This is a genomic window from Arthrobacter sp. zg-Y1171 (genome assembly GCF_025244845.1).
In the GTDB taxonomy this organism is placed as follows: domain Bacteria; phylum Actinomycetota; class Actinomycetes; order Actinomycetales; family Micrococcaceae; genus Arthrobacter_B.
Genome location: NZ_CP104264.1, coordinates 3,265,878 through 3,281,605, shown reverse-complemented (window position 1 = coordinate 3,281,605; position 15,728 = coordinate 3,265,878). Strand labels below are relative to the sequence as shown.

The following is a 15,728-nucleotide window of genomic DNA, read 5'->3' as shown; positions in this document are numbered from 1 at the left end:
CAGCGTCAGGGGTAGTGCTTCCACGCTAGGAGCCCGGGGTTTCACCCGTGTTTCGGCAGTGTGCCGTCCCGGCAAAAGGAATGTTCCGGATATGCGAACCGTGCGAGAATAGTAGCGATGTCAACTGTCGATTCTTCCCCCGAGAAAAACACCGCCAAAAAGCAGCGCACCGCCCGCGCGCTTCCCACCGCCACCGGACTGCAGGTCCGCCCCGCCACGGAGGGTTGGGAACAGGCCAAGGAGCCCGACGGCCGCCCGCTGCTGCAGTTCAAGTCGCCGCGCGTGTCCCAGCCGCCGGCGCATCTGGCCGATATGACGCTGGCCGAACGCCAGGAGAAGCTGAAGTCCCTGGGCCTGCCTGCGTTCCGCGCGAAGCAGCTGTCGGTGCACTACTTCCAGCACTACACCACCGACCCCGAAGCCATGAGCGACCTCCCGAAGGAACGCCGTGACGAGCTGGTGGGCGAAATGTTCCCCACGCTGCTCACCGAGATCAAGCGCCTGACCACCGATAACGGCGACACGATCAAGTTCCTCTGGCGCCTCTTCGACGGCTCCCTCGTCGAGTCCGTGCTGATGCGCTACCCCGGCCGCATCACCTTGTGCGTCTCCAGCCAGTGCGGCTGCGGCATGAACTGCCCGTTCTGCGCCACCGGCCAGGCCGGCCTGACCCGCAACATGTCCACCGCGGAAATCCTGGACCAGATTGTCCAGGCAAACCGCGTGATCAAGGAAGGCGGCCTGGGCGGCAAGCGCCGCGACGGCGGCCACGATGCCGAGCGCGTCACCAACATTGTCTTCATGGGCATGGGCGAGCCGCTGGCCAACTACAAGCGCGTGATGAACGCCGTCCACCGGATGGCCGCCGAGGTTCCCGAAGGCCTGGGCATGAGCGCCCGCAACATCACCGTCTCCACCGTGGGCCTGGTTCCGGCCATCAAGAAGCTTGCCGAGGAAAACATCCCGGTGACCTTCGCACTGAGCCTGCACGCCCCGGACGACGAGCTGCGCGACGAGCTGATCCCGGTCAACAGCCGGTGGAAGGTGGACGAGGCCCTGGACGCCGCGTACAACTACTACCGCGTCACCGGCCGCCGCGTCTCCATCGAGTACGCGCTGATCAAGGACATGAACGACCACGCCTGGCGTGCGGACCTGCTGGCCAAGAAGCTCAATGCCCGCGGCCGCGGCTGGGTGCACGTGAACCCCATTCCGCTGAACCCCACGCCCGGTTCCATCTGGACGTCGCCGGAGCCCGAGGTCATGCAGGAGTTCATCAACCACCTGATCGACGCCGGCATCCCCACCACCATCCGCGACACCCGCGGCAAGGAAATCGACGGCGCCTGCGGCCAGCTCGCCGCGGCGGACTAGCACCGGTAACGACTTCTTAACCACTTAACCACTTAACGACGACGGCGGGAGGCCGGGCTGCGAGCCCGGCTCCCGCCGTCGTCGTTTTGGCTTAAAGCGGGCAGCCTATTTGAGGTGGTCCACCAGGGTGTCCGCGATGCCCGTGTACTTGGCGGGGGTGAGGGCCTGCAGGCGGGCTTCCGCCTCGGCGGGAAGGCCAAGCCCGGCAATGAATTCCTTCATCCGCTCTGCGTCCACGCGGTGGCCGCGGGTGAGGTCCTTGAGCCGTTCGTAGGGGTTTTCCATGCCCTCAACGCCGGCCACGGCTTCGGCGCGCATCACCATCTGGATGGCTTCCCCGAGCACCTCCCAATTGGAGTCCAGGTCAACGGCCAGGACCTCTTCGGCAACGTGCAGCCGCTGGAGTCCCTTGGCGACGTTGGAAATTGCCAGCACCGAGTGTCCGAAGGCCACTCCGATGTTGCGCTGCGAGGAGGAGTCGGTGAGGTCGCGCTGCCAGCGGGAGGTGACCAGGGTGGAAGCCAGGGTGTCCAGCAGTCCGTTGGAGATTTCCAGGTTTGCTTCGGCGTTCTCGAAGCGGATCGGATTCACCTTGTGCGGCATGGTGGAGGAGCCGGTGGCGCCTTCCACGGGGACCTGCGCGAAGTAGCCAATGGAGATGTAGCTCCAGACATCCGTGCAGAAGTTGTGCAGGATGCGGTTGAAGCGGGCGATGTCTGCGTAGAGCTCTGCCTGCCAGTCGTGGGATTCGATCTGCGTGGTCAGCGGGTTCCAGGCCAGGCCCAGGACTTCCACGAAGCTGCGCGCCACCTGCTGCCAGTCTGTCTGCGGAGCCGCGGCGTAGTGGGCCGCGTACGTTCCGGTGGCGCCGTTGATCTTGCCCAGGAACTCAGTGTTGCGGATCCGGCGCAGCTGGCGGGTGAGGCGGTGGACGGTTACGGCCAGTTCCTTGCCCAAAGTGGTGGGGGTGGCCGGCTGTCCGTGCGTCCGGGACAGCATGGGCACGGTGCGGGTGTCCTCCGCCATCCCGGCAATCTGGTCCACCAGGTCCTGCGCGGCCGGCAGCCAGACGTTTTCGACGGCGCCCTTGATGCCGAGCGCGTAGGAAAGGTTGTTGATGTCTTCGGATGTGCAGCCGAAGTGCACGAGGCTCTTCAGATTCTCGAGACCGAGGGCCGGAAGCCTGTCGGCAATGTAGTACTCGACGGCCTTGACGTCGTGCACGGTGCGCTTTTCAATTTCGCCCAGCTCGGCCACGGAGTTGCCGTCGAAGCCCGTCACGATTTCCCGCAGCTGGTTCTGCTGGTCTTCCGTAAGCGGCGCGGTGCCCGGCAGGACGGCGTTGGAGGTCAGGTGAATCAGCCATTCCACCTCCACATGGGTCCGGTCCCGGTTAAGCGCGGCTTCGGACAGGTAGTCCACCAGCGGCGCGGTGGCGCTGCGGTAGCGGCCGTCCAGCGGGCCCAGGGCGATAGCGGGGGATACGGAGGCGAGGGAGACACGGGGTTCGGATGCGGCCATGCGGCAATTCTTTCATGCCGGCGCGGCGCTGTTGGTGTGTGACTCATCGCTGCTCTGCGGTTTTGCCCTGGGTCGGCACACTTTCCCTCGACACCCGGGCGTCACCGCGCACAGGTCCCGGTTGTTTCCACCGGAGGAGTGCGGAACGCCGCGGTCCGGTGACATGCACGGCACCCTTGACGGACCGGCGTCGTTCTTGAGCGGTCCTCGTCCAGACCCCTCCTGACCCGGCCCTGCACCCGGACGGCCTGGGCCGGGTTCATTCGAGATGTGGACAATCCGTCACCCGAGGGAGGAAATGATGAACCAAATGGCTGCTGCAGCATATGCGGCGGAGACGGAACGGTTGCTTTTGGCATTCGCTGTAGAAACCGACGAACTGGAGCATGAGGTTGCCGTCGCCGCAGTTGTCCAGTGGGAGTCTCCCGCGGCAGACGCGTTCCGGCAGGAGCTCCTTGCCGTAGCGCAGCGGTTCCCCGACGTTTCGCTGCAGCTGCGGTTCTCCGCGGGGGAGCTGCAGCAGGATCCGCTCATGTTGGCTGCGGGGAGCTGACAATGGCGGAGACAGGAACCTGCGACCGGCCGATGTACGAGGTACGGGGTGGGGCCGCAGGTCTCCTGGTCCAGTACGAGGACCTGGTCCGGGTTGCGGGCAGGCTGGAGTCGACCGCGGACCGCCTGCGGCTGCTCGGGCAGAGGGTGACGGAACTTTGGCTGGAGGTCGGGGCCGTTGGCGGCGGTTCGGCGCCGGCTGACCGCGTGCGGTTGCGGATGCAGGAGGCGGCCCACACCCTAAAAACCTCCGCTGCCGCCGTCGATGCCCTTACGGACGGGGTGCGCGGGAGTGCCCGTGCCTATGCGGAAGCGGAAGGCCGGATCAAGGAACGGACGCCTTCCATCGGCCTGTTCCCGGTGAACCCCTGGTTCGTCCGCGGCTCCTATCCGCGGGCGAAGTGGTGGTTCCCCACCCTGCGCCAGTCAGAGATGGGCCTTGCCGATCCGGCCTCCGAAACCTTGATGAACGCTGCTTTGCTCCTGCTTTACGGAGCCGGGAGGGGGAAGCTGCGGCCGGTGGAGGTATCGGAGCTGCCCGGCGAACAAGGCCGCGTACGCCTGGACGGAACTGCTGCCGGGCTGCTGGAGCGGTCAAAGGTACTGTTGCGGGAAAACAGGCCAGGCGTGATCGAAGTCCTGCCGGTCACGGGGAGCGACGGAAAGAAGACGTTTGTTGTCACCCTTCCCGGCACGCAGAGCTCCGGCATTTCCCCCGGAAGCGAGAACCCGTTCGATGCCATGGGTGTCTTCGAACCTTCGCTGAAAGACAGTTCGTACGTTACGGCGGGAGTGCGGGAGGCCTTGCGGCTGGCCGGGGCGGAAGCGGAGGATGCCGTCATCCTTTCCGGTTACAGCCAGGGCGGGGACCATGCCATCCGCGTTGCCGCATACCTGGCCGAGGAAAGCGACTACAACGTGGCGTACCTGCTGACCGCCGGCAGCCACACCGGAGCCGCCGACCTGCCCCCGGGCGTCCCCGCACTGCACCTGGAGCATGTGCAGGACTGGGTGCCCGGGATCGACGGCATCGCCAATCCTGATACACCGGACCGGGTCACCATGACCCTGACAAATCCGGTGGCCACACCGGTTGGGGAGGACGCCGGTTTGGGTCCCGGGCACCGGCTGGACAATTACCGTCGGGGTGCCGCGCTCGCAGACGCCAGTGATGATGCGTCGCTGCGGGCCTCTGTGGCATCCCTCGGCGCCGCCGTTGCGGCTGGAAGCGTTGCAACCAGGCACTTGTACCGTCTCTCCCGGGAAGAACTGCCGCAGCGGGAAGTGAGGGTTGTGTCGAGGCCTTCGCCGGGGCCGGGGAAGGACTACCGGCCGCCCGTCGGACCCTAGCTTTCCGGAAGATCGAAGCGGTTCGCCTCCCGCTTCAGCTGGGGGCTAGTTGCGGCTCCGGCTGTAACTCCGGTTCCGGCTCCGCCTGCCGGTGACCGTATCCAGGACCAGCGACACAAGGCTGATGACAACAGCGCCCAGAACGGCGGTCCAGAAGAAGGAATCGACCTCGAAGCGGATGGGAGTGTAGCTGCTGAGCCAGGCGGTGAGCTCTAGCATGGCGGCATTGATGACTATCCGGAACAACCCCAGGGTCAGGATGGCCAACGGCAAGGTCAGTCCCTGCGCGATGGGACGGACCAGGGCGTTCACCACGCCGAAAATCAGGCCCACAAAAAGATAAGCGAGCACCGTATCGATCACCGGATCACCGCTGAGGCTGCCGGTCGGCGCGCTCACCGTGAGGCCCGGTAAAAGCCAGCCGGCCACCCAGAGGGCAACGGCGTTCAGGACTATCCGCAGCAACAGAGAGAACATGCCCCCATGCTGGCAGAAAACGGACCATTACTGTTAACGCCATGACCACTACCGAGAATGACACCGACGCAGTTGAAGTTCCCGCACCCGGCGTCGCCCCACGGCCCGTTATCGGGATGCTGCCCCAATACGCCGCCGGCAAGCCGCCGGTGGTTGTAGAAGGGCTGCAGAGCTACAAACTCTCTTCCAATGAGAACCCGTTCCCGCCGCTGCCCGCCGTGCTGGATGCGATAAACGCTGCCGCGACGGTAAACCGGTATCCGGATCCGCTTTCCACTGCCCTGCGCAATGAACTCTCCACCTTCCTGGACGTTCCTGCGGAAGACATCGTTACCGGCGGCGGCAGCCTGGGAGCACTGAATCAGCTGCTCGCCACCTTTGCCGGACAGAACACGGACGGAGCAGCAGACGAGGTTATCTACCCCTGGCGTTCCTTCGAGGCCTACCCCATCAGCGTCGGCCTGGCCGGCGCCCGGAGCGTCCAGGTGCCGCTGAACTCCGACGGCACCCATAACCTGGCAGCCATGGCCGAAGCGGTCACTGACCGGACCAAAGTGATTCTGCTGTGCACCCCCAACAACCCGACCGGCCCGGTCCTGACGACAGCACAGGTGGAGGACTTCCTCCGGCGGATCCCCACCCACATCATTGTGGTCATCGATGAAGCGTATGAGGATTTTGTCCGGGACGAGGAAGCCGTCAACGGCGTCGAAATGTACCGCAGGCACCCCAATGTGGTGGTGCTGAGGACCTTCTCCAAGGGTGCTGGACTGGCCGGACTGCGCGTGGGCTACTCCATTGCGCACGCGCCGATCACCCAGCACCTCCGGGTGGCGGCTGTCCCGTTTGCCGTGTCCACCATCGCCGAACAGGCGGCCGTGGCCTCCCTCCGGCACCACGACCAAATTGTGGAGAGAATACAAGGACTCGTTGCTGAACGAACCCGGGTGGTGGAAGGGCTGCAGGCGCTGGGCTGGTCCATTCCTACTGCGCAGGGGAACTTTGTATGGCTGGCCCTGGGCGAAAATACCCCCGAGTTTGCAGCACTGGCGGGGCAGCAGGCGCTGGCTGTCAGGGCCTTCGGTAACGAAGGTATGCGAGTGACCATCGGCGAAGAGGAAGCAAACACGCGGTTCCTGGCGTTATGTGCGACTTATACAAAAGGCCCACGCGTTTCCTAGCGTGTCTTAGGTAGGGCCGGAAGCCGCACCGTCGTTAGGCTTTGGAAGGTAACTTCCACTTATATGCGACACAGGGAATGTATTCCCTGCGAGGTATATTTCCAGCGCGGTGCGGCTTTCGGCTGTCCAGGCAAGGAGAAGGCATGGACGTAGGACATTTGCCGGCCAGTGAATTCGACTCGGCCGGACTAGAGCAATCCCTCATGGGTGCTCCGGAGGAAAACCCTGTCCCCGACATGGTTCAGCTGCTCAGTATCGACGGCGAGCTCCTGCAGGACGAGACCTACGGCAGCTACGTCCAGGGCCTGACTTCCGAGGAACTCCGCGGGTTCTACCGCGACATGTTCCTGGTCCGCCGGTTCGATGAAGAAGCCACCGCCCTTCAGCGGCAGGGCGAACTGGTGATGTGGGTTCCGCTCACCGGCCAGGAAGGCGCGCAGATCGGTTCCGGCAGGGCCCTGGAGCCGCAGGATTACGTTTTCCCCACTTACCGGGAACACGGCGTCGCCTACACCCGGGGCCTGGAACTCGCCCAGCTGCTCCGGCGGTTCCGCGGCATCTCCCACGGAGGCTGGGACCCGCGCGAGGCCAACTTCCACCTCTACACGCTGGTGCTGGCCGCCCAGGTGCCGCACGCGGTCGGCTATGCCATGGGAATGGCCCGCGACCGGCTGGTCGACCCCAAGCTGCCCGAAGCCGCCACTGTTGCCTACTTCGGCGACGGGGCGAGCTCCGAAGGCGACGTGCACGAAGGCATGGTCTTTGCCGCGTCCTACGACGCACCGGTGGTCTTCTTCTGCCAGAACAACCACTGGGCCATCTCCGTGCCCACCGAAGTCCAGTCACGCATCCCCCTGGCCAACCGGGCACAGGGCTACGGCTTCCCGGGAGTGCGCGTTGACGGCAACGACGTCCTGGCCGTCCACGCCGTGACGCGCTGGGCGCTGGAACACGCCCGTTCGGGCGGCGGTCCGGTGCTCATCGAAGCCTTCACCTACCGGATGAGCGCGCATACGACGGCGGACGACCCCACCAAATACCGCCTCAGCGCCGACGAGGAAGCCTGGCTGGACCGGGACCCGCTGCTGCGGATGGAAAAGTACCTGCGCCGCCAGGGGCTGGCCGATGATGCGTTCTTTGAGGACCTCCGCGAGGAAGGCCGCAGCATGGCCGTCCGGCTCCGCGAGAACGTCCAGCAGATGGAGGCGCCGGGCTTTGAAGACGCCTTCGCCGACGTCTACGCAGAGGCCCATCCGCTGATCCGCGAAGAGCTGGATGAGCATCGCCGGTACGAAGCCGGATTCGCCGGCGCCGACGACGACGCCAGCCCCGCCACCACCAACCCCGCCGCCCCGGAGCACACCGCATGAGCACCACCATGACCATGGCCAAGGCCATCAACGCCGGTCTGCGCGCAGCCCTCGAATCCCACCCGAACTCCCTGCTCATGGGTGAGGACATCGGTTCCCTGGGCGGTGTATACCGGGTCACCGAGGGCCTGTTGGCCGACTTCGGTGCGGACCGCGTTATGGACACGCCCCTGGCTGAATCCGGAATCATCGGAACCGCCATCGGCCTGGCCCTGCGCGGCTACCTGCCCGTCTGCGAAATCCAGTTCGACGGATTCGTCTTCCCGGGTTTCAACCAGATCACCACCCAGCTGGCGAAAATGCACTCCCGCAGCGAGGGGGCGCTCAGCGCACCCGTGGTCATCCGGATCCCGTACGGCGGCGGCATCGGCTCCATTGAGCACCACTCGGAATCACCCGAAGCGCTCTTTGCCCACACCGCAGGTCTGCGCATCATCACGCCGTCGAACCCCCAGGACGCCTACTGGATGATCCAGCAGGCCGTGGCCTGCAAGGACCCGGTCATCGTCTTCGAACCCAAGCGCCGTTACTGGCTCAAGGGCGACGTCGACACCACCGCCCCGACCTCGGATCCGTTCTCTGCCCATATCGTCCGCGAAGGAACCGACGCAACCATCGTCGCCTACGGCCCGCTGGTCCCCGTCGCCCTGGCCGCAGCCGCAGCGGCTGAGGAGGACGGACGGTCCGTCGAGGTGGTGGATCTGCGGTCCATTTCACCCATCGACTTCGACACCGTGACCGAGTCCGTACGGAAGACGGGACGGCTGATTGTCACCCACGAAGCCCCTACCTTCGGCGGGATCGGCGGCGAGATCGCCGCACGGGTGGCCGAACGCGCCTTCCTGTCCCTGGAAGCTCCGGTGCTTCGCGTGGGTGGCTTCCACATGCCCTACCCGGTAGCGAAGGTCGAGGAACACTACCTGCCGGACATCGACCGCCTGCTTGAGGCGCTGGACCGCTCCTTCGCCTACTGATGCGCCTGCCCGCCCGCCTACACTCCATGACGAAGAACGAGTTGCAATGACTGAAAAGACATTCCGCCTGCCGGACGTGGGCGAAGGCCTGACCGAAGCCGATATCGTGCAGTGGAAGGTGTCGCCGGGGGACACGGTTGCCGTCAATGACGTGATCGTGGAAATCGAAACGGCGAAGTCCCTGGTGGAACTTCCCTCCCCGTTCGCCGGCACGGTCTCTGCCCTGATGGTTGCGGAAGGCGAAACGGTCGACGTCGGCACGCCCATTATCAGCGTGACGGTCGACGACGGCGCCGGGCCCAAGGCGCCGCCGGCGGCAGGGAAGCCTGCAGCCTCCGCGCCGGAAGAGGTTCCCGCGGAAACCAACCCCATGCCGTCCGCAGCGGCAGGGGAAGCTCCGGCAGCCTCGCTGACCGGCACCGGCCCCAAGCCGGACGCGGTGCGTCGCCGCCCGCGCCGCCCCGTGTCCTCCGGTGCGCCGGCGGCCGCGAAGCCGGAACCAGCCGCAGGGTCGGCTTCGGCCGCTCCCGCCGCTCCCGCCGCTCCCGCCGCTCCCGCCGCTCCCGCCGCTCCCGCCGCTCCGGCTCCGGCAGCTCCGGCTCCGGCGTCGTCCGGCACCGCAGCAGTCCAGGACCGGGTCAACCGGCTGATCCAGCGCGTGCTGGCCAAACCGCCGGTCCGCAAGGCTGCCAAGGACCTGGGCATCAATCTGGCGGACGTCACCGCCACCGGAGCCAGCGGCGAGGTAACCAAGCAGGACCTGATCAGCTACCAGGCCCAGCGTGAAGCAGAGCGCGAGTCGGCCGGCGACTTCTGGTCCCCGGGTGCCGGTGCCATTGATTCGCGGATTGAACGGATCCCTGTCAAGGGAGTGCGCCGCGCCACCGCAAAGGCCATGGTGGAAAGCGCCTTCAGCGCACCCCACGTCAGCATCTTCGTCGACGTGGATGCGTCCCGGACCATGGAGTTCGTGAAGCGGCTGAAGGCGGCCAAGGACTTTGAAGGCATCCGGGTTTCACCGCTGCTGATCCTGGCGAAGGCCGTCATCTGGGCGGCCGCACGCAATCCGTCCGTCAACGCCACCTGGGCCGGTGACGAGATCCTGGTGAAGCACTTCATGAACCTCGGGATTGCGGCGGCCACCCCGCGGGGACTGATGGTGCCGAACATCAAGGATGCGCAGGAACTGTCCCTGAAGGAACTCGCGATCGCCCTGAACACCCTGGCGGCAACGGCCCGAGAGGGACGGACCCCGCCGGCCGATATGCGGGGCGGCACGCTGACCGTGACCAATATCGGTTCGCTGGGCATCGACACAGGGACCCCGATTATCAATCCCGGCGAGGTGGCCATCGTGGCGTTCGGCACCATCAAGCAGAAGCCCTGGGTAGTTGACGGCGAGGTGGTGCCGCGCTGGATCACCACCCTGGGCGGTTCCTTTGACCACCGCGTGGTCGACGGCGACCTGTCTGCCCGCTTCATGGCGGACGTCGCCTCAATCCTGGAAGAGCCTGCACTGCTCCTGGAGTAGGCCCTTACGGCGCCGGACGGGTCCTCAGCGGACCCTCAGCGGACCCTTACGGCGCCGACGGCGGCACTCAGGATCGGTGCCAGCCGGCGCACACCCTCGGCTATGTCTTCGGAGGAGACGGCACTGAAGGCCAGCCGCAGCTTGTTGGAGGGGCCCTCGCCGGGCGTGAACGCCGCGCCCGGGATGAAGACTGTCCCGGCGTCGATCGCTTCATAGAGCAGGGGATAGGTGTCCACACCCTCGGGCAGCGTCACCCAGATGAAGAACCCGCCGTTCGGCCGGGTCCACGTGACACCCTCGGGCATGTGTTCGTCCAAGGCGTCCAGCATCGCGGAGCACCGCTCGGCGTAGAGGCTGCGGGAGCTGCGTACATGGCCCATCCAGTCGTACTCGCGCAGGTACGCGGAGACCAGCATCTGCGTCAAAGGCGAGGGGCAGAGGACCACGGCCTCGCAGGCGAGGTAGAACCGCCGGTAAAGGTGGCGGGGGACCAGTGCCCAGCCGAGCCGGACTCCGGGGGCGAAGATCTTGGAGAACGAGCCCAGGTACAGCACGTCCTGGGCGTTCCCTGCCCGCATCGGGGTCAGGGGTTCGCCGTCGAACCGGAGGAGGCCGTAAGGGTTGTCCTCCAGGATCAGGATGTTGTTCCGCCGGCAGATTTCCACTACCGCCTGCCGGCGGTCGGCGGTCAGGGTGACGCCGCTGGGATTGTTGAAGCTCGGGATCGTATAGAGCAGCTTGATGGTTTTGCCTTCGGCACGAACCTCGCGGATCCGCTGCTCGAGTGCCTCCGGGACGAGGCCGCCGTCGTCCATCGGGACGGTGCGTACATCCACCTCATAGGCCTCGAAGGCATTCAGCGCCCCTACGTACGTGGGATCCTCGCAGAGGATGACGTCTCCCGGATCGCAGAAGACCTTGGCTGCGACATCCTGCGCGGACTGCGAGCCGGTGGTGATGACGATGTCGGCCGGATCGGCGTCGAGGATGCCCTCCGCAGCCATGACCTCGCATGCCTGCGTGCGCAGCTCTTCCATCCCCTGCCCGCCGCCGTACTGCAGCGCCTCCAGCCCGTGTTCCGCAATAATGCGCTGGGCGGTCCGGCCGAGGTCTTCCAGGGGGAGCGAACGCAGATAGGGACTCCCGCCTGCCAGGGAAATCAGGCCCGGACGGATGGAAATGTCGAAGACATCCCGTACCGCGGACTGCTTGATGTGGAAGGCGCGGTTGGAGAACAGCACCTCGTGGCGATGGGAGCCGGCGGCGCGCTCCAAAGCAGCCATGGTGTCAACGGGCAGTTCTACGGCATCGGAGAATTCCTCGCGGGTCATGCCACCCATGCTAACCCCAATAGTTGACCGTCAGGCAACGGCTGTTTAGTACACCAATGCCGGGCACTCCGGGTCCGGCTGAACCCGATCAACCGGCGGAGCCTTAGATCCAGCCGGCCTTGTGGGCCTTGATCCCGGCCTGGAACCGGCTCTCCGCACCCAGCTCCTCCAGCATCCAGGCGATGTGGCGGCGGCAGGTCCGCACACTGATGCCAACCCGTCGGGCAATGGCCTCATCCGAATAACCGGCCGCCAGTGCCGTGAGGACGGACCGCTGGGTGCTGGTAAGGCCCTCCCTGCTGGGGTCGTCAATCAGGAAGGGCTCCGCCAAGCCCCACGCAAACTCGAAGAGCAACCCGAAGATACGGATCAGGTTGGTATCCCGCACTACCAGCCCGGCAACGTCGCCGGGGTGCAGATCGCGGGCCACCACCGCCACTTTGTCATCGAAGATCAGTGTTCTCAGCGGCATGTAGGGAAGGGTGCGGAACTGCCCTCCTGCTTGGGTAATAACTTCCACGGCTTTGCGGGTGGGCACATGGTCCCGCGTGCTTGCGTGGTACAGCGTTTGCCGGCGGACGCCGCTGCGCAGGAGATCCAGGTCCTTCTGCACGCTTTCCTCATGGATGTCTGCGTTGGCACCCTGTCCCGGACGGGCGATCAGCACACGGTCGGTGGCGCTGCGCCCGTACTCGATCAGTACCCGCTGGACTTTCTCCTGGTCCTCGACCACCTCCACCGAGGAATCGGCCGCCAGGCGCTTGCGTGCCTCGACATAGGCCGGGGTCAATGCCGCCATTTCCCGCCGGCGGGTGCTGATTCTTCCGCGCAGTTCCAGCAGGGTCCGTTCGTCCGGATCCACCAGTTCCGCGAGGGCAACATCAGGAGAAACCGCCGTGTAGCTCGGGCAGTCCGCGCCCTGCTGCAGCAGCAGGCAGCTTGCGGTCAGTTCGGAGATGGCGCCGTCGATTACCTTGCTGGTGTACCCCAAGGCCTCGGAAGCCTCCTTCGCCGTCCACCCCGGACGGCTCACGGCAAAGCGGTAGACGTCGAGCGAAACCTGAGACAGCACGGCGAATCCTTTCAAAGCATCAGCTGTAGCCCCCACAGCTACCCTACCCAGCGGGCCCGGTTTCCGGGCCGCATGTGACAAAAGTGTTTTGTGACCGCAACACACTTTGGAATGCAGGACATGGCCGGTTAATGCCAACGGCGGCGGTGCAAAGTTCCTGCCGCGGAAAACCTCAGGCCATGGGGCTTTCCGTCCCGGCTGCAATAGGGATAAGGAACCCCGAGGGTCCACATCCGGACATGTCAGGAACCGGGCAGCGGAGGCTATTTACAGGCCGTGCAGCGGCGGGGGAAGCTTTCGGAGTCAATCAAGGCGCCGGCTGAGCAACAGCCCAAGACCCAAGGGGGATAGCAATCATGAAGAGCTGGGATTGGTTCTAACTGAGGCCCCCAAGGGGCCATAGACAAGTAACTCGAACACTAGAACACTGAAAGGCCGCCCAGTGGCGGTAACCGCACCCCGAGGGGAAAGACGCATATGAGCCAGCTAGCTGCAGTTCGACCAGCCTCACGGACGCAACCGGGCACTCATTGGTGGTCGCTCTCCATTCATACCGGGGGCTTTGATGTAGCGGACGGCATCATCGGAGAACTGGTTACCCCGCTGGCGGCTCAGGCCCAGCTCCTGGGCGCGCAGCGCTGGTATTTCACGCGGTGCTCGGATCCGGCCAACGCACATGTAAAACTCCGGGTGCTCGCACCTACAAGCACGCTTGACCGGCTGCAGTCGCTGATGGTGGCCCTGCAGGACCAGTCCAGCGGTGTCATCGGCCACCTCGAAACCAGCCAGCAGTTCAGCGAGCCGGCAACGGACCGGCTCAGCCCGGGCGGCGGCGAGCCGCAGGACCCGCGCATTGAAGCAGACCTCGCGAAATACGGCGGTGTGGAAGGACTTTCCCTCGCCGAAGAGGTTTTCGAGCTCTCTTCCGATCTGGCGAGTTGGGCGACCGCACGCTTCCCCAAGGTCCAGAACCGCTGGGCACTGGGATCGCTCCTGCTGTTCGATGCGGCCCGGAGCATGATGAAAGGCCCCCGGGCATCAGCGTGGCCGGACCGGCGCCGCCTTTCCTGGGACTACTACTGGGACAGCCACCTGCGCAGCTGCACGGCAGGGTTCGGCCCGCGGGCAGCCGGTGTGCGGCAGGCCATGACGGTCCAGGTGGGCGCGAAGGTCATGCCCACCCACCGGCTAATGGCAGCGACGGCAGCCGAATCCGCCGTCGAAAACTGGCGGCGGCGCTGGTTCCGGGGCATTGACACGTATTTGTATCGGGCGGACAAGGCCCGGCTGAGCCGTAGCGCCCAGCACCTGACGGTCTACCAGGCGCACATGCTCCTGAACCGCCTGGGCCTGAGCCTCCGCGAGGAAGCGGCCATGGGATTGTACGCACGGACCTGGAGTCCGGAACGGGAATCAGTTCTGCTCGATAAGCGCTGAACCTGCGCACAATGGGAAGGGGGCCCATCCGGTGGCCGATCATGAAGAAGTAGTGGTAGCGGACGCGCAGGAACTCGGCTCGGTCCTCGGTTGCTCGGAAGACGTCCTGGCGGATCTGAAGAACAGCGGCGTCCTGGCGCCCTACGGCGAAGCCTGGAATGTTGGTCCGGCGCGTGAATACCTAAGGGACGCGGCCTGGGCGGACGAGGTCTGGTACTAGCAGGACGCCGAACGCAGAAGAGGGACGGACCCGTGACGGTCCGTCCCTCTTTTCTGTCTGTTTTGCCTAGGCTACGGAGACAGACGCCTCAGCGAGAACGCGGACGGCCTCGCCGAGCTGGGCCACGGTGTCCGGGTCATCCTGCGGGTGCAGTCCGGCGTAACGCGTTACGGATCCGCCGATGGCCAGGCGCACTTCCTCGACTACGCGGGCGCCGGCGATACCGACCGACTTGCGTGCATCGTCCTGTGCCCAAACGCCGCCGTACTGGCCGAAGGCGGCACCGATGACGGCGGTGGGCATACCGGAGATGGCACCGGCGCCGAAGGGGCGGGACAGCCAGTCAATGGCGTTCTTCAGCACTGCAGGCATGGTGCCGTTGTACTCGGGGCTGATCAGCAGCAGGCCGTCGGACGCAGCGGCGGCGTCGCGCAGTACCTGTGCTGCCTCCGGGACGAGCCCCTCCACATCAATGTCCTCGTTGTAGAACGGAATTTCGCCCAACCCCTCAAAGAGCTTCACCTCGACGCCTTCCGGAGCGCCGACGGCCGCGGCTTCAGCGAGCTGGCGGTTGATGGAACCGGCGCGGAGGCTGCCGACGAGGGTCAGGATGGTGGTGCTCAAAATTGGAACTCCTGTCTTGGCCGCGCCGCCTTGGGGGCACGGGCACGGATTCTTCTTCTAGGCCTTAAGCGGACTACAGTCCGATTTTATTCCCCACGGCGATACACTGGCCCGCATGGGCGGGAGAGGACCATCACAAGCGGGTATCCGGGTGGATGCCGCCCGGAACCATCACCGCCTGCTCGAAGCAGCTTTGGAACTCGTGGCCGCCGGCGGTGCGGACGCCCTGACGATGGATGACCTTGCCGAGCGCGCACACGTGGGCAAGGGGACGGTGTTCCGGCGCTTCGGCTCCCGTGCCGGCTTGATGCAGGCGCTTCTGGACCATGCCGAGCAGGGGTTCCGGACCGCCTACCTGTTCGGTCCGCCCCCGTTGGGGCCAGGGGCGCCGCCCAGGGACCGGCTGCTTGCCTTCGGCCTGGCACGGTTGGCATCGCTGGCCGTGACCGGCGAGCTGGCCCGGGCCGCCGACGTCGATCCCCGGACCCGCTACCAGCATCCGTCCCGGAGCCTTGCACGCCGACACCTCGCCGGGCTGCTCCGGCTGACCGGCACGGTTCCGGACCCGGAACTCGCCGCCTACCAGTTGATGGCCTTCCTGGATGCAGGCCTGCTTCTCCACCTGCGCGGCGAGGAAGGCATGAGCCTGTCCCGCCTGGAGACGGGGTGGGAGGAGCTGGTGGGCGCGCTTGCCCGCCCCGCGGGTTCCTGAGC

Annotated in this window: 15 protein-coding genes; 10 read left to right on the top strand and 5 right to left on the bottom strand. The window is 65.7% G+C overall.

What is annotated here, in order from left to right; all coding sequences use genetic code 11:
* Positions 1-117 precede the first annotated feature (117 nt).
* A complete protein-coding gene (gene rlmN / locus N2L00_RS15455; protein ID WP_255765400.1) occupies positions 118-1,374 on the top strand; it encodes a 23S rRNA (adenine(2503)-C(2))-methyltransferase RlmN in 1,257 nt (418 codons plus the stop codon).
* 105 nt (positions 1,375-1,479) lie between these two features.
* On the opposite strand, the gene purB is transcribed toward rlmN, so the two are convergent.
* Positions 1,480-2,895, bottom strand: coding sequence for an adenylosuccinate lyase (gene purB, locus N2L00_RS15450; RefSeq protein WP_255862294.1), 1,416 nt, complete (start codon positions 2,893-2,895; stop codon positions 1,480-1,482).
* A 310-nt stretch (positions 2,896-3,205) separates the two neighbouring features.
* Here purB and N2L00_RS15445 point away from each other — a divergent pair, with 310 nt between their 5' ends.
* Both N2L00_RS15445 and N2L00_RS15440 read left to right on the top strand, forming a co-directional pair.
* Positions 3,206-3,448, top strand: coding sequence for a hypothetical protein (locus N2L00_RS15445; protein WP_255862295.1), 243 nt, complete (start codon positions 3,206-3,208; stop codon positions 3,446-3,448).
* Positions 3,449-3,450: 2 nt separating this feature from the next.
* Entirely contained in the window at positions 3,451-4,797 is a 1,347-nt protein-coding gene (locus N2L00_RS15440) for a WXG100 family type VII secretion target (protein WP_255862296.1), read from the top strand.
* A 45-nt stretch (positions 4,798-4,842) separates the two neighbouring features.
* Here the strand turns inward: N2L00_RS15440 and N2L00_RS15435 are convergent, their stop codons facing one another.
* Positions 4,843-5,274, bottom strand: coding sequence for a phage holin family protein (locus tag N2L00_RS15435; protein ID WP_255765396.1), 432 nt, complete (start codon positions 5,272-5,274; stop codon positions 4,843-4,845).
* Positions 5,275-5,315: 41 nt separating this feature from the next.
* Between N2L00_RS15435 and N2L00_RS15430 the strand changes: the two genes are divergently transcribed.
* From N2L00_RS15430 to N2L00_RS15415, 4 genes are all read left to right on the top strand, one after another.
* On the top strand, positions 5,316-6,455 hold the full coding sequence (locus N2L00_RS15430; protein ID WP_255862297.1) for a histidinol-phosphate transaminase: 1,140 nt from the start codon (positions 5,316-5,318) through the stop codon (positions 6,453-6,455).
* Between the two features lie 143 nt (positions 6,456-6,598).
* The gene (gene pdhA / locus N2L00_RS15425) at positions 6,599-7,825 is read left to right on the top strand and encodes a pyruvate dehydrogenase (acetyl-transferring) E1 component subunit alpha (protein ID WP_370647224.1); all 1,227 of its coding nucleotides are present in this window, start codon (positions 6,599-6,601) and stop codon (positions 7,823-7,825) included.
* Positions 7,822-8,799: an alpha-ketoacid dehydrogenase subunit beta gene (locus tag N2L00_RS15420; RefSeq protein ID WP_255765394.1), complete on the top strand. Its 978-nt coding sequence runs from the start codon at positions 7,822-7,824 to the stop codon at positions 8,797-8,799. The genes pdhA and N2L00_RS15420 overlap by 4 nt, the downstream gene beginning before the upstream one ends.
* Positions 8,800-8,845: 46 nt before the next feature.
* Positions 8,846-10,330, top strand: a complete 1,485-nt coding sequence (locus N2L00_RS15415) for a dihydrolipoamide acetyltransferase family protein (RefSeq protein ID WP_255862298.1) — start codon at positions 8,846-8,848, stop codon at positions 10,328-10,330.
* 35 nt (positions 10,331-10,365) lie between these two features.
* On the opposite strand, the gene N2L00_RS15410 is transcribed toward N2L00_RS15415, so the two are convergent.
* A complete protein-coding gene (locus N2L00_RS15410) occupies positions 10,366-11,661 on the bottom strand; it encodes a PLP-dependent aminotransferase family protein (protein WP_255862299.1) in 1,296 nt (431 codons plus the stop codon).
* Positions 11,662-11,764: 103 nt separating this feature from the next.
* The gene (locus N2L00_RS15405; RefSeq protein ID WP_255862300.1) at positions 11,765-12,733 is read right to left on the bottom strand and encodes a helix-turn-helix transcriptional regulator; all 969 of its coding nucleotides are present in this window, start codon (positions 12,731-12,733) and stop codon (positions 11,765-11,767) included.
* A gap of 477 nt (positions 12,734-13,210) precedes the next feature.
* Here N2L00_RS15405 and N2L00_RS15400 point away from each other — a divergent pair, with 477 nt between their 5' ends.
* On the top strand, positions 13,211-14,170 hold the full coding sequence (locus N2L00_RS15400) for a lantibiotic dehydratase C-terminal domain-containing protein (protein ID WP_255765390.1): 960 nt from the start codon (positions 13,211-13,213) through the stop codon (positions 14,168-14,170).
* A 31-nt stretch (positions 14,171-14,201) separates the two neighbouring features.
* The gene (locus N2L00_RS15395; protein ID WP_227920034.1) at positions 14,202-14,390 is read left to right on the top strand and encodes a hypothetical protein; all 189 of its coding nucleotides are present in this window, start codon (positions 14,202-14,204) and stop codon (positions 14,388-14,390) included.
* A gap of 66 nt (positions 14,391-14,456) precedes the next feature.
* Here the strand turns inward: N2L00_RS15395 and N2L00_RS15390 are convergent, their stop codons facing one another.
* Entirely contained in the window at positions 14,457-15,017 is a 561-nt protein-coding gene (locus N2L00_RS15390) for an NADPH-dependent FMN reductase (protein ID WP_255862795.1), read from the bottom strand.
* Positions 15,018-15,129: 112 nt separating this feature from the next.
* On the opposite strand from N2L00_RS15390, the gene N2L00_RS15385 reads away from it, so the two are divergent.
* On the top strand, positions 15,130-15,726 hold the full coding sequence (locus N2L00_RS15385; protein ID WP_255862301.1) for a TetR/AcrR family transcriptional regulator: 597 nt from the start codon (positions 15,130-15,132) through the stop codon (positions 15,724-15,726).
* Positions 15,727-15,728: the final 2 nt, after the last annotated feature.